We start from the raw sequence: 14,742 nt of genomic DNA on the forward strand, positions 1-14,742 counted from the left end.
ACTCGACCTCCTCCTTCTCTCTCTCGCGGTTTATACGCGGAGGTCTTAGTGTTGCACGCTCGATAAAGAGGCAAAGCATTCACAAACCCCGCACCGATGTTGCGGGGTTTTTTGTATCTGAATACGGCAAAAATTAACTAACGAACGGTGACGTTCCATGGAGAAGCGAGATGTCTAACAGAGTCATAATATTTGATACTACCTTGCGTGATGGTGAGCAGGCATTAGCCGCAAGTTTGTCGGTCAAAGAAAAACTACAGATCGCTATGGCGCTGGAACGTCTGGGTGTGGATGTGATGGAAGTGGGTTTTCCGGTTTCTTCGCCCGGTGATTTTGAGTCAGTGCAGACCATAGCGCGTACCATCAAAAATAGCCGCGTTTGTGCCTTATCCCGCGCATTGGAAAAGGACATAGATGCTGCGGCGCAGGCCTTGTCTGTTGCAGATCAATTCCGTATCCATACCTTTATCTCGACCTCGACGATTCACGTTGAGAGCAAGTTGAAGCGTTCTTTCGATCAAGTGTTAGAGATGGCCGTAGGCGCGGTGAAGTATGCCCGCCGTTTTACCGACGATGTGGAATTTTCCTGTGAGGATGCGGGGCGTACGCCCATCGATAATCTATGCCGTATGGTAGAAGCGGCCATTCGTGCGGGCGCGCGCACCATTAATATTCCCGATACGGTCGGTTACACAGTGCCCAGCGAGTTTGGCAATATCATTCAAACTTTGTTTAATCGGGTGCCGAATATCGACCAAGCGGTGATCTCAGTGCATTGCCACGATGACTTAGGTTTGTCTGTGGCTAACTCGATAACTGCAGTGCAACACGGTGCGCGTCAAATTGAATGTACGATCAATGGCATAGGTGAGCGTGCGGGTAACTGTTCACTGGAAGAGATCGCGATGATTTTAGCGACGCGTAAGGGGATGTTGGGATTAGAAACGGGCATTAATGCCAAAGAAATTCACCGTACTTCTAATTTAGTCAGCCAGTTATGCAATATGCCAGTGCAGGCGAACAAGGCTATTGTCGGTGCCAATGCCTTTACCCATTCGTCGGGCATCCATCAGGATGGCATGTTAAAAGCACAAAATACCTATGAAATCATGACGCCAGAAAGCATAGGTTTGAATCGCAACAACTTGAATATGACCTCGCGCTCGGGTCGCCATGTGATCAAGCACCGCATGGAAGAAATGGGCTATAGCGAGCACGATTACAATATGGATACTCTGTATGAAGAGTTTCTAAAATTGGCAGATAAAAAAGGCCAAGTATTTGATTATGATTTAGAAGCCTTAGCCTTTATGGAGGCGCAGGCCGAAGAAGACAATCACTATCAATTGCAGCAATTAGTGGTGCAGTCTGACTCAACTGAAGGCGTTGCTACGGCGACTGTGCGTATCGAAGTGGGCGGCGAAATTAAAACCGAAGCCGCAACGGGTAATGGTCCTGTTGATGCTGCCTATAACGCGATTGCTCGCGCAACCGATCGTCGAATTGATATCATCAGCTACAAGCTAGGCGCTAAAGGCGTAGGTCAAAATGCCTTAGGCCAAGTGGATATTACCGCGGTTTACCACGAGCAAAACTTTCACGGCGTAGGTTTGGCAACCGATGTGGTTGAAGCCTCGGCACGCGCTTTAGTGCATGTGATGAACTTAACGTGCCGCGCAGACAAGGTTGCCGATTACAAACAAAGCATGCAAAAAAATCGAGAGCTAGGCGGCGTCTAGTCGCTAAAAGCATCCAAAGAATAGCAAGGTCGAGCATAAAGCATTCACATTTAAAGGAGTTGGCTGGCGTATGAGTTATCAAATAGCAGTATTAGCAGGGGATGGGATCGGTCCTGAAGTGATGGCTGAGGCGCGTAAAGTGCTGCGTGAGGTTGAAGCACGTTTCGATTTGAATATCGAATACACTGAATTCGATGTTGGCGGTATTGCCATTGATAACCACGGTTGTCCCTTACCCGATGCCACGCTAAAGGGCTGTGAAGCGGCCGATGCGATTCTATTTGGTTCAGTCGGTGGCCCTAAGTGGGAAAAGTTACCGCCAAATGAACAACCTGAGCGCGGTGCGCTATTGCCTCTGCGTGGTCACTTCGAACTGTTTTGTAATCTGCGCCCCGCTAAATTGCACGACGGCCTAGAGCATATGTCACCGCTGCGCAGCGATATTTCCGCCCGTGGCTTTGATGTTTTATGTGTACGCGAGTTAACCGGCGGTATTTATTTTGGTAAGCCAAAGGGTCGCCAAGGTGAAGGCGAGAATGAAGAAGCCTTCGATACTATGCGTTATAGCCGCCGTGAAATTAGCCGTATCGCCCGTATCGCCTTTGAAGCCGCCCGTGGTCGCCGTAAAAAAGTGACCTCAGTGGATAAAGCCAACGTGCTCGCCTGTTCAGTGTTATGGCGCCAAGTGGTCGAAGAAGTGGCGGTGGACTTCCCCGATGTCGAGCTTGAACACATTTATATCGATAATGCGACCATGCAGTTGCTACGTCGTCCCGATGAGTTCGATGTGATGCTATGTTCTAACCTGTTCGGCGACATTTTATCCGACGAAATCGCCATGTTAACGGGCTCTATGGGCTTGTTGTCATCGGCGAGCATGAACAGCACTGGCTTTGGTTTATTTGAACCAGCGGGTGGCAGTGCGCCAGATATCGCGGGCAAAGGCATTGCAAACCCTATCGCCCAAATTCTGTCGGCGGCATTAATGTTGCGTCACAGCTTAAAGCAAGAAGAAGCCGCCTGTGCGATTGAGCGTGCCGTAAGCAAAGCATTAAATTCTGGCTACTTAACTGGTGAGCTATTGAGCAGCGACAAGCGTAGCCAAGCTAAATCAACCGCCGAGATGGGTGACTTTATCGCCAATGCTATAAAGGAAGGTGTGTAATGACGACTGTGCCAAAAAACGCGGTGGCAAAAACGCTGTATCAAAAAGTATGGGATGCCCACGTTGTAGCGACTCCTGAAGGTGAAGCGCCGATCATTTATGTCGACAGACATTTAGTCCATGAAGTGACTTCCCCCCAAGCATTCAGTGGCTTAAAAGTGGCGAGCCGCAAACTGCGTGCACCGGAAAAAACCTTTGCCACTATGGATCACAACACTTCGACCCGTAGCGCCAGCTTGGATGCGCTAAGCCCAATGGCGCGCGCACAGGTTGAAACCCTAGCGCAAAACTGTAAAGACTTTGGCGTGCGTTTATACGACATTCATCATCCTAATCAAGGGATTGTGCATGTAATGGGTCCTGAGTTGGGTATTACCTTACCCTGCACTGTGATTGTCTGTGGTGATTCCCATACCGCGACCCATGGCGCCTTTGGGGCATTGGCGTTTGGCATTGGTACGTCCGAGGTAGAGCACGTTTTAGCGACGCAAACTTTGCGTCAGTTAAAAGCTAAGACCATGAAGATTGAAGTGCGTGGCCATGTCACCGATGGCGTGACCGCTAAAGATATCGTCCTCGCTATTATTGGCAAAATCGGCATGGATGGCGGCACGGGTTACGTGGTGGAGTTCTGCGGAGAGGCGATTGAAGCCCTGTCGATGGAAGGCCGCATGACAGTGTGCAACATGGCGATTGAGATGGGCGCTAAGGCGGGCATGGTCGCGCCGGATCAAACCACTTTCGACTATTTAGCAGGCCGCGAGTTTGCACCCAAGGGCGAAGATTGGGCAGAGGCTGTCGCTTATTGGCAAGCCATAAAAACCGATGATGGCGCCGTGTTTGATGCGACTGTGGTACTCGATGCCGCCGATATCGCACCACAATTGACTTGGGGCACTAACCCAGGCCAAGTCGTAGCAATCGATGGCAAAGTGCCTGATCCTCTTGATGAAGCAAACCCAAGTACCCGAGCTAGTATGGAAAAGGCCCTAGAATACATTGGCCTGAGTGCGGGTACGCCAATGACAGATATCAACATCAACAAAGTATTTATCGGTTCATGTACTAACTCACGGATTGAAGATTTACGCAGCGCCGCAGTACATGCCAAAGGCCGTAAAGTCGCGAGTGGCGTCACCGCGATTGTAGTACCTGGTTCTGGTCAAGTGAAAGCCCAAGCCGAAGCCGAAGGCTTAGATAAAATCTTTATTGAAGCGGGATTTGAGTGGCGTTTACCGGGTTGTTCTATGTGTTTGGCGATGAACGATGACAGATTAGAGGCGGGCGATCGCTGTGCTTCGACCAGTAATCGTAATTTCGAAGGTCGTCAAGGCCGCGGCAGTCGTACCCATTTAGTGAGCCCTGCAATGGCCGCCGCCGCTGCGGTGGCTGGGCATTTTGTCGATATTCGTAAACCTTACTAATTACCGTAAACCCAAGAGGAGAAGTTAATGCAACCTTTTACGACCCATACCGGGCTTGCGGTCATGATCGACAGCACCAATATCGATACGGATCAGATCATTCCGAAACAGTTTTTGTCTAAGGTGACGCGCGATGGTTTTGGGGTGCACTTATTTCATGACTGGCGTTATTTAGATGATGCGGGCGATGTGCCTAATCCTGAGTTTTCATTGAACCAGCCTCGTTATAAAGGCGCTTCAATTCTTTTGTCGCAGGAAAACTTTGGTTGTGGTTCAAGCCGCGAGCATGCGCCTTGGGCGCTGGCGGACTTTGGTTTGCGCGCCATTATAGCGCCGAGTTTTGCCGATATTTTTTACGGCAACTCAATCAATAATGGCCTATTGCCTGTGGCGTTAACCCATGCGCAGGTGCGTCAGTTGATGGACGAAGTGGCGGCAGAAGAAGGCGCGCAAATCACGGTTGATCTCACAAGCTGTAAAGTGATTGCACCGTCAGGTGCTGAGTTTAGTTTTACGCTGGCAGAGTCGGCGAGACATAAGTTACTCAATGGGTTAGATGCTATTGGGCTGACCTTGTCCCATGCTGTGCAAATCAGTCAGTACGAAACTCAAATCCAAGGTTGGCGCCGCTAAACTTTCAGCGCACATTTGTACTCGTGTTGAGTCTATATTTAAGCGCCTAGGTTAATACCTAGGCGTTTTTGTTTTGAATCTCAATACACTCTTAATTTAATCAGTTGTATTTTAAAGCATAAATTTTTATTGTCGTTTTGATACTAGAAAATTTTATTCTCCACAGTGATTTATGCTGAATTTGTCGAGTTTAAATGATTTACAGGTGTTCCAAAGTTTTAATTTTTTATCTTGTTGTTTAATATTGGTATTTGTTGAGTTCTTAATTTAAATCTCACGACTGTCGTGAATGATTTTTGAGTGTTTAAAGGTGGTTTTTTGTTTTAATGGTGATGTATGTCACTAAATCTGTTTTAAAGACTCATTTTTTTAGAGTTTCTGTCTGTTTTATCTCCTTTGGTTGCAAACATCTTCTGCATAAGTAAACTGCTGCGCATTCAATATGGAGTGTTTGCTCTATTTTGCCTGAACGCCGCAGTACTCATCTAAGTAGTACAGATAACAATAATATGATTAGAGAATAACAATGCAAAAACGTCTTCTGACTTTGGCTGTCACTGCAGCCTTGTTAAGTTCAACGACTCAACTCCATGCCGCGGGTTTTCAACTTGCGGAATACTCTGCTACAGGTTTAGGTCGCGCCTTTGCGGGTGAAGCAGCTATGGCGGATAACGCTTCGGCTCAAGGTCGAAATCCTGCAATGCTGACTTATTTAGAAGGACGTCAGTTGTCCGCGGGTGGCATTTACGTTATGCCAAACGTCGATGTGACTGGTGATGTCAGCCTTAGCTCGCCGTTAATTGGCCCAAATCCTAAAGTGATAGCTGGTGATGCACTGGACGTGGCCGATGACGCACTCGTGCCAAACTTTTACTACTCAAATCAGTTAAATGATCAATGGACTTGGGGTCTAGCGGTAAATTCTAACTATGGTCTAGCCACTGAATTACCTGCGACTCACGCTGCGGCTATTTTTGGTAACAAGACTTCGGTTACAACCGTTGAGTTTAATCCAAATATTGCGTACCGCATCAATGATGCAGTTAGCGTAGGTGCTGGTGTACGTATCGTTTATGGTGAAGGCGAAATTGGTGCCTCATTACCAGGTTGGGTTGATGGTATCAAACCTGCTCTGCCGGCTCCTGTGCAGGCTATGTTACCTCCAGGTGGCACTGAGCTGAAAAGCATGAAGGGTGATGATGTGGGTTACGGCTGGCAGTTAGGTGCAAGCTGGCAAATTAATCCTGCTCACCGTTTAGGCTTTGCGTATCACAGCGGCGTGCAGCTGGATTTAGATGGCCATGCCTCAGGTGTGCTGTACACTGGCGGCCAAGATGTGTCTATTGAAGGTTATTTACCGCTTGAATTGCCCGCTTTTGCAGAGATAGCTTCCCATCACCAATTGACCGATAACTGGGCCATGCATGCGAGTGTGAACTGGACCGATTGGAGTGTATTCGATCAACTAGTGGCTTATTTCCCTGGTGAAGTTAAGCCTAAGGGCGGCTTAGAGTCTGATTTAGTTAAAGAAGAGCACTTCGAAGATAACTGGCGCTTCGCGCTAGGGACGACTTATCAAGTGAATAACGACTGGTTAGTGCGTGCCGGTGTTGCTTTAGATAAAACGGCGGCAAATGACGAGTGGCGCACAACCACAATTCCAGACTCTGACCGTCTGTGGTTCTCTGTGGGCGCAGGTTATCAGGCAACTAAGAACCTGAACGTTGATTTTGCTGTGACTTATATTAAAGCGACTGGCGATGCGCCAATCAACGAACAGCAAAACCTATTGAACCTCGCGACTGTTAACTTTAACGGCGAAGCAAGCGGCGATGTATGGCTTGCGGGTATCCAAATGAGCTACAAGATGTAAGTTCAGTATGTTAAAAAAAGCCCTGAATTTTCAGGGCTTTTTTATGGCTATAGCATGGTGGCGTTATCTTGTTTTACGGCTTGCTTGCTGGTCACGGCGGTAAATTCCGAATATATTCACTGCATAAGTCGGTGGATCATGTTAATTCTCCCTAGCATAAAAAGGCGGCGGAGAGTTCAGATAGGATAGTAGTGTGCAGAAAAAATACGTGGTGGCCTTAGATCAAGGCACGACCAGCTCAAGGGCGATAGTGTTCGATCACGACGCAAACATTGTCAGCGTGTCCCAGCGGGAATTTACCCAGTTGTACCCTAATCCGGGTTGGGTCGAGCATGATCCCATGGAGATTTGGGCAAGCCAAAGTTCAGTGTTAATTGAAGTATTGGCGCGTGCGGGTATTCACAGCGATGAAGTGGCCGCCATTGGCATTACCAATCAGCGGGAAACCACTGTTATATGGGAGAAGGCCACAGGTAAACCTATTTATAACGCGATTGTGTGGCAGTGCCGTCGCAGCGCTGAGATTTGTGAGCAACTCAAAGCTCAAGGGTTAGAAGAATATGTGCGTGAGAATACCGGTTTATTACTCGACCCTTATTTTTCAGGCACTAAGATCAAATGGATTCTAGATAATGTGCCCAATGCCCGTGAGCAAGCTGAGCGTGGTGAGTTGTTGTTCGGCACTATCGATACTTGGCTCGTGTGGAAGTTAACCGAGGGCAAGGTGCATGTCACCGATCCCACCAATGCTGCCCGCACTCTACTATTCAATATCCATAGCCTGACTTGGGATAATAAGTTACTCGAAGCCTTAGATATTCCGGCGTCTATGTTGCCAGAAGTTAAACCTTCCTGCAGCGTGTATGGTACAACACGGATTGCTGGCGAAGGCAGTGAAATCCAAGTTGCAGGAATGGCGGGCGATCAACAGGCTGCGCTTTTTGGTCAGTTATGTGTCGAGCCCGGCATGGCGAAGAATACCTACGGTACTGGTTGTTTTTTATTGATGAATACAGGGACCAAAGCGGTGCGCTCAAACCATGGCTTATTGACTACAGTTGCCGTGGGGCCTAAGGGTGAAGTGAACTATGCCCTTGAAGGTTCAGTCTTTATGGGCGGCGCGACCATTCAATGGCTGCGAGATGAACTGGGGCTTATTCGTGATGCCAGTGATACTGAGTACTTTGCCTCTAAGGTCGCCGATACTAATGGCGTGTATCTGGTGCCCGCTTTTGTGGGACTCGGTGCGCCCTATTGGGATCCCAATGCCCGTGGTGCGCTATTTGGTCTGACACGCGGGGCGAATCGTAATCATATTATTCGGGCGGCGTTAGAATCCATCGCTTACCAGAGTAAAGATTTACTCGATGCCATGATCAAAGACAGTGGCGTCAGCCTTAAGCGTTTAAAGGTGGATGGCGGCGCGGTCGCTAATGATTTTTTGATGCAATTTCAAGCCGACATTACCGATGTCGAAGTGTTAAGGCCAAGCGTTTGTGAGACAACCGCTTTGGGTGCGGCATTTTTAGCTGGGTTGGCAGTGGGCTTTTGGGAGAGTGTGATAGAGCTTGAGCACAAAGCCTGTATCGATAAGCATTTTATCCCTAATATCGATGCCCAGACTCGAGTACAGCTATACGCAGGTTGGCAGGACGCGGTGGCCAGAACTCGAAATTAAACAATACGGCTTGAGGCGGCATTGGTTTGAGATAAAACTTAATTTGAGGTATCGCATGATTCGAAATCTGGCCTGATTTCAGACATGCTCGATAGTGCTGCTAAAAAGAGGCTAATAAAAAGGCGCTAATCCAATGGGATTGCGCCTTTTCCGTTTTATATCAGTCCGGATTTATACCTCTACATCAATGATATGTTGGCTCGGTGGCTTCTTGATTTCTGCGGAATCATCGGTCACTTCAAGTACGACACCTTCTTTTAGTTTTAGCGTTTCGGTTTCATCCGATGCACGGCGTTTCTTATTTTTATTATTATCTGATTCTTTGCGTCTTTCCCTGACTTTAGTATTGCGGCTTTCTAACGCTGGAGGTAACTGCGACTGCGGTGTTTCATGGCTATCGGGGGCATTTGCGCTTGCACTGCTGACTTGGTCAACAACCCGTTTAGGGTGAAACACGGCTTTTACTGGCTGTGCCAGCATGGCATAAATGCTATCCAATCCACTCATAACGCCTCCTTGTTATTACACCTCTTAATATGATATCGGCTGAAGTAGGTCAATATTTAGACTATACGCCGTTTACCTTGTTAAGGCGAATAAGGCGATCCATTAGGTAGCTAGTGCGGGTATAAGGTGAATGTATAGGGAGAAAGTGGTTCTTTTGGTGGATTTTACGTGGGATTTTTGATCTTTCTCGCAATCGCGACATTAATATTCAGCCATTAGTAAAAAGATGAACGTCTTTATTTGGAATAAAAATTTAGATTTTTATGCTGATTTCAACTCTTTTTTGACTGTCGAATAAGGATGGACGTAAGTTTGTTTTGTTGCGTTTATGAGTTTGACGTTATTTCTCGACCCGTAAAATCCCACAAATACAGAAATAATTCCCCATTTTTTCATCGCAAGCACCTGAAAGCAAAAGGTTGCTGAATATATCGGCGCTATTTATTCCTGTTGTTTCCTCTGTTTAGTCAATCTCTAATGGTTTTTCTTGTCAAAAGTTTGTCGCGAGGTTAAGTGCTCAACATGCGGCTAACCCGCTTGCCGACTGGATTTATAAAAGGATCCCATCCCTTGACAATGCTTGTCGACTGTCCCTAAACTTAGCAGTTGTGGGAAATAGTGGATATTTGTGGATCAAAAATCAAAGGATAGGATGAATTAGCGTGTTTCGTGGAGCCAGTGCTATCAACTTAGATACAAAGGGACGGATCGCTATTCCAGTGCGATACCGCGAACCTTTGCAGCTTGAGCACCAAGGCCGCATCGTGATTACCGTCGATATCCAATCCGCCTGTTTACTCTTGTATCCCATTCACGAATGGGAATTGATCGAAGCTAAGTTGTTGAAGCTTTCAGATACCGATAAAACCCAGAGATCCTTAAAACGCCTGTTACTCGGCTACGCCCACGAAGTGGAGCTCGACAGTAATGGGCGCATATTACTGCCGCCACCGTTAAGGCAATATGCCAATTTAGATAAGCGCATCATGCTGGTGGGGCAATTGAATAAATTTGAGCTGTGGGATGAGCAATCTTGGCTGCAGCAAATTGATGAATGTCAGGAAACGATTCGAAGTGAGGATCTCGTTAATAATGAGCGCCTCGCGGATTTTTCACTTTAACGAGTCGTGATAACTAAATAAGAAGAGAGTAATGAGTCAAGAATTTGCCCATTTATCCGTACTGCTAGCAGAAACGGTTGGCGGTTTAAACATCAAAGACGATGGCATCTATATCGATGGCACGTTTGGCCGCGGTGGTCATTCAAGACAAGTATTACAACAACTCGGTGAACATGGTCGATTGATCGCCATCGATCGTGATCCTCAAGCGATTGAAGCGGCCAAACAATTTGCTGACGATCCACGCTTTCAAATCGTGCATGGTGGCTTTGGTCAGTTAGCCGATTATGTCGAAGAGCTTGGGCTTGTGGGCAAAATTGATGGCGTATTACTCGATTTAGGTGTGTCTTCACCCCAGCTCGACGATGCTGAACGCGGTTTTAGTTTTTTGCGCGATGGTCCACTCGATATGCGTATGGATAACAGCCAAGGCCAAACGGCTGCGCAATGGTTGGCTCGTGCCGAAATTGAAGATATGGCTTGGGTATTTAAAACCTACGGTGAAGAGAAAAATGCTCGCCATATTGCCCGTTGTATTGCTGCCGACCGTGAGAAAACGCCGTTTTTACGTACCAAAGATTTAGCCGATTTAATTGCGCGTATCACTAAAAATAAAGAACGCAATAAGCACCCTGCGACTCGGGTGTTTCAAGCGATCCGCATTTATATCAATAGTGAATTAGATCAAATTGATCAGGCACTTGAAGGAGCCGTCAATGTGCTCGCTCCCCAAGGACGCTTGTCGGTCATCAGTTTCCATTCTTTAGAAGATCGTATCGTGAAGCGTTTTATTCGTCGTCATAGCCAAGGCGAAAGCGTACCGCACGGTTTTCCGGTGACTGAAGATCAAATTAACAAGTCGCGTAAGTTACGTGCCGTGGGCAAGGCGATTATGCCATCCGACGAAGAAATCGAACGCAATGCCAGAGCTCGCAGCTCAGTGTTACGCATTGCCGAGCGTTTAGATTACTAAGGGGCGCACTGTGAGTAAGCCCTCGATTAATCTGCCACGGATCGTTTTACATGATTTATGGCTGCACAAATGGATCTTGTTATTAGCCTTGCTTGTGCTGAGTAATGCGGTTGCCGTGGTTTATGGCAGCCATGTTAGCCGTCAACTGACAACCCAGTGGGACCAGTTACTGCAGGAGCGAGATAGATTAGATATTGAGTGGCGCAATTTATTATTAGAAGAGCAATCGCAGACTGAGCACAGTCGTATTACGCGTATTGCCTCTAAGGAACTCAACATGAGTCGTCCGTTACCCAGCGAAGAAGTTGTGGTAAAGGTGCCGTGAGTATAGGGAAGATATGACTAGGCAAGCGAAAATCAAACGGGTAAGCAAACCGCAAAAACCTCAATTGATCCACTGGCGTTTATACGTAGTGGTCGGGTTTGTGTGTGCGTTGTTTTGCAGCCTAGTGGGACGCGCAGCTTATATTCAAATTATCGAGCCCGACAAATTACGTCACGAAAGTGACATGCGAACATTGCGGACCACTAGTCGTGAAGTGCAGCGTGGCTTGATCACCGACCGTAATGGCGACATGCTGGCCGTTAGTGTGCCAGTGCGTGCCGTCTGGGCTGATCCAAAACAAGTCAATGATAGTAATGGTTTTGCCGATATGCGCCGCTGGCAAGCCTTAGCCGATGTGTTGCATGAGCCCCTCGAAGATTTGTTAGAGCGAGTGCGCAGTAACCCCACCAAACGCTTCACCTACTTGAAACGCCAAATTACCCCTGCGGTTGCGGACTATATTACTCAGCTTAAATTACCCGGTGTATTTCTAAAGTCCGAATCTCGCCGCTATTATCCTGGTGGTGAAATCACAGCTCAATTAATCGGCATCACTAACATAGATGATGTTGGGATTGAAGGTGTTGAAAATGCTTATAATAGTTGGTTAACAGGTACGCCTTCCAAACAAAAAGTGCGTAAGTCACGCGATGGTCATGTCGTCGAGCGTCTCGATATAGTGCAGGAAGGCGAGAGTCCAAATGATCTCGTGCTGAGTATCGATCATAGGATCCAACAATTAGCCTATCGCGAATTAAAACGCACCACTGAGATGAACCAAGCGACTTCGGGTTCGATTGTCGTCCTCGACATTCACACGGGTGAAGTCTTGGCTATGGTGAATACGCCTTCGTATAACCCCAATGCGCGCGACAATCTGCAAACCTTCAGAATGCGTAACCGTGCTATGACAGATACCTTTGAGCCGGGTTCGACCATTAAGCCATTTGTGGTAGCCGCAGCGCTTGAAGCTGGCACAGTTAAATCGACCGATATTATTGCCACTTCACCGGGTTGGATGCGTTTAGGTGGTCGCCAAGTACGTGACCCCGCAAACTACGGCGATATGAGTTTGGCGCGTATTTTGGCTAAATCTAGTAACGTCGGCATCAGTAAATTGGCTTTGTCTATTCCGGTGCAGCAACTGCTCGGTACTTATCAATCCATGGGACTTGGCAGTTTTTCGGGAATTAACCTCACGGGTGAAAGCGCTGGCTTGATTCAAGATCGCCACCGTTGGTCAGACTTTGAACGTGCCACCTTGTCGTTTGGTTACGGCTTAACGGCAACAACACTTCAACTTGCGCGTATGTACGCCACCTTAGGCAATGGCGGTACTTTGTTCCCAGTCTCGATAATGAAACTGAAAAAGCCACCTGTCGGTGAGCGAGTCATTTCTGAAAATGTGGCCCACGATGTGATGCAAATGCTGGTCGGTGTAACGGAAAAAGGTGGCACTGGCACCTTAGCACACATCGACGGTTATCCAGTTGCAGGTAAGTCTGGCACAAGTCGTAAGGCAGTTGCTGGTGGTTATGGTGATGATTATGTTGCTTTATTTGCGGGTGTTGCTCCTGCGAATAATCCTAGATTAGCGATAGTGGTGGTAGTGAATGAGCCTAAGGGGGATCTCTATTATGGTGGTTCAGTGGCGGGGCCTGCATTTGCCAAAGTCATGTCTGGCGCACTGCAAATGTTAAACGTTGAACCCATTACCGATAAAGAACAAGTGCAATTGGCGGGAATCGCCGCTGGGAGAGCAGAATGATGTTATTACGGGATTTGCTAGCGCCTTGGCTACATTATGCTGGCGCGCAGTCCTTCAATGATCTGACCTTAGATAGCCGTGCAATACGTCGCGGCGATGTGTTTTTGGCGCTGCCAGGACATAAGGTCGATGGCAGACAGTTTATTGAAAAAGCCTTAGATTTAGGTGCCGCAGGCGTATTAGTTCACACGGATGATGCTGACCAACATGGCAAAGTGTTGCTGGGTGATGATGCCGAGCACGGTGTGCAGATTTATTTCTTTCAGTTAAGTCGTCAGGTATCGGCAATTGCCGCCCAGCGTTATCCCTTAGCGCACAAGTCTGCCGTTATGCCATCCCTTGGTGTTATCGGTATTACTGGAACTAACGGTAAAACCTCTACGAGTCAACTCATTGCACAACTGGTGACTTCATTGGGGCGCAAAGCCGCCGTCATGGGCACCCTTGGCAATGGTCTCTGGGGCGAGCTTGTTGATAGTGGTAACACCACAGCCGATGCGATTACCTTAATGCGTCAGTTGAATGAGTTTGAAGCCCAAGGCGCGAGTGTCTGCGCCATGGAAGTGTCAAGTCACGGCTTAGTGCAAGGCCGCGTCGACGCAGTACCATTTGATGTTGCCGTGTTCACTAATCTGACACGCGATCACCTCGATTACCACGGCGATATGGAAAGCTATGCCGCCGCTAAACAAAGCCTATTTCGTTTCAGCACTTTAGGTCACGGTTTATTGAATCTCGACGATGCAGTTGGCGCGTCTTGGTTGACTGAGCTTAAGCCTGCGCCTGCGCAGATTTGGGGTTTTAGTATTGAAGGTCATCAAGGTGCGGCTTTTTATACCAAAAATGCCAAGTTTGACGATCAAGGTGTCAGGGCAACCTTAGTGTGGCCCGAGGGTGAGACTCAAATCCACTCGCCACTTCTTGGTGCCTTTAATCTTTCTAATTTACTCGCGGCGCTATCGGCCTTGTACCTGCAAGGTCTTGATATGAAAGCGTTAGCCGAGCAAGTGCAATACCTAACGCCCGTCGCAGGTCGTATGGAGCGTTTCACAACTGCGGATAACATCACCTTAGTGGTCGATTATGCCCATACGCCAGATGCGATCGAACAAGCGTTAAACGCGCTACGTCGCCATTGTGCCGGTGATTTATGGTGCGTATTTGGCTGTGGTGGCGACCGTGATAAGGGCAAGCGTCCTTTGATGGGCCAAGCTGCAGAGCAATATGCTGACCGCATTATGGTGACCAGCGACAATGCGCGCAGTGAAGACCCCGCGCAAATTATTACCGATATTATCCAAGGGCTAACCCACCCTCAGCAGGCATTGACTCAGGTTGACCGTATCGCAGCAATTAAAGAGGTTGTGGCATTGGCTAAACCTGGCGATGTGATCTTGCTTGCGGGCAAAGGCCACGAAACTTACCAAGAGGCGGCAGGTGTGCGTCATGACTATGATGAACGCGCCCTGGCACGCCTGTTAGCGGAGCAATCAAGATGATCCCTCTTTCACTCGAGACTCTAAGTCAACACTATGA

General features: G+C 47.9%; 12 protein-coding genes. 11 read left to right on the top strand and 1 reads right to left on the bottom strand.

Translation table 11 applies throughout. The annotated features are described in order from the left end of the window. Nucleotides 1-170: 170 nt before the first annotated feature. The 6 genes from leuA (at nt 171) to glpK (ending at nt 8,512) form a co-directional block, all read left to right on the top strand. On the top strand, nt 171-1,739 hold the full coding sequence (gene leuA / locus KFE26_RS17635; RefSeq protein WP_113941087.1) for a 2-isopropylmalate synthase: 1,569 nt from the start codon (nt 171-173) through the stop codon (nt 1,737-1,739). 70 nt (nt 1,740-1,809) lie between these two features. After that, complete coding sequence (gene leuB / locus KFE26_RS17640; protein WP_198572574.1) at nt 1,810-2,904, top strand: 3-isopropylmalate dehydrogenase; 1,095 nt, start codon at nt 1,810-1,812, stop codon at nt 2,902-2,904. A 23-nt stretch (nt 2,905-2,927) separates the two neighbouring features. Next, on the top strand, nt 2,928-4,328 hold the full coding sequence (gene leuC, locus KFE26_RS17645) for a 3-isopropylmalate dehydratase large subunit (RefSeq protein ID WP_212601191.1): 1,401 nt from the start codon (nt 2,928-2,930) through the stop codon (nt 4,326-4,328). A gap of 27 nt (nt 4,329-4,355) precedes the next feature. Then, complete coding sequence (gene leuD / locus KFE26_RS17650) at nt 4,356-4,961, top strand: 3-isopropylmalate dehydratase small subunit (protein ID WP_113941084.1); 606 nt, start codon at nt 4,356-4,358, stop codon at nt 4,959-4,961. 526 nt (nt 4,962-5,487) lie between these two features. After that, nucleotides 5,488-6,834: an outer membrane protein transport protein gene (locus KFE26_RS17655; RefSeq protein ID WP_212601184.1), complete on the top strand. Its 1,347-nt coding sequence runs from the start codon at nt 5,488-5,490 to the stop codon at nt 6,832-6,834. A 193-nt stretch (nt 6,835-7,027) separates the two neighbouring features. Continuing rightward, complete coding sequence (gene glpK, locus KFE26_RS17660) at nt 7,028-8,512, top strand: glycerol kinase GlpK (protein ID WP_212601185.1); 1,485 nt, start codon at nt 7,028-7,030, stop codon at nt 8,510-8,512. 171 nt (nt 8,513-8,683) lie between these two features. On the opposite strand, the gene KFE26_RS17665 is transcribed toward glpK, so the two are convergent. After that, a complete protein-coding gene (locus KFE26_RS17665; RefSeq protein ID WP_168826581.1) occupies nt 8,684-9,019 on the bottom strand; it encodes a hypothetical protein in 336 nt (111 codons plus the stop codon). Nucleotides 9,020-9,681: 662 nt separating this feature from the next. Here KFE26_RS17665 and mraZ point away from each other — a divergent pair. The 5 genes from mraZ to murE are packed head-to-tail and all read left to right on the top strand — an operon-like array spanning nt 9,682 to nt 14,705. Next, complete coding sequence (gene mraZ, locus KFE26_RS17670) at nt 9,682-10,140, top strand: division/cell wall cluster transcriptional repressor MraZ (RefSeq protein WP_105251188.1); 459 nt, start codon at nt 9,682-9,684, stop codon at nt 10,138-10,140. A gap of 31 nt (nt 10,141-10,171) precedes the next feature. After that, nucleotides 10,172-11,113 (top strand): 16S rRNA (cytosine(1402)-N(4))-methyltransferase RsmH, encoded by a 942-nt coding sequence (rsmH, locus tag KFE26_RS17675; protein WP_105251189.1) that lies wholly within the window; start codon nt 10,172-10,174, stop codon nt 11,111-11,113. A gap of 10 nt (nt 11,114-11,123) precedes the next feature. Beyond that, nucleotides 11,124-11,438, top strand: a complete 315-nt coding sequence (gene ftsL / locus KFE26_RS17680; RefSeq protein ID WP_105251190.1) for a cell division protein FtsL — start codon at nt 11,124-11,126, stop codon at nt 11,436-11,438. Between the two features lie 13 nt (nt 11,439-11,451). Then, the gene (locus KFE26_RS17685) at nt 11,452-13,206 is read left to right on the top strand and encodes a penicillin-binding transpeptidase domain-containing protein (RefSeq protein WP_105251191.1); all 1,755 of its coding nucleotides are present in this window, start codon (nt 11,452-11,454) and stop codon (nt 13,204-13,206) included. Further along, entirely contained in the window at nt 13,203-14,705 is a 1,503-nt protein-coding gene (gene murE, locus KFE26_RS17690; protein ID WP_212601186.1) for a UDP-N-acetylmuramoyl-L-alanyl-D-glutamate--2,6-diaminopimelate ligase, read from the top strand. The genes KFE26_RS17685 and murE overlap by 4 nt, the downstream gene beginning before the upstream one ends. The last annotated feature ends 37 nt before the right edge of the window (nt 14,706-14,742 follow it).

It is taken from the genome of Shewanella sp. M16 (assembly GCF_018224605.1).
Taxonomy (GTDB): Bacteria; Pseudomonadota; Gammaproteobacteria; order Enterobacterales; family Shewanellaceae; genus Shewanella; species Shewanella oncorhynchi.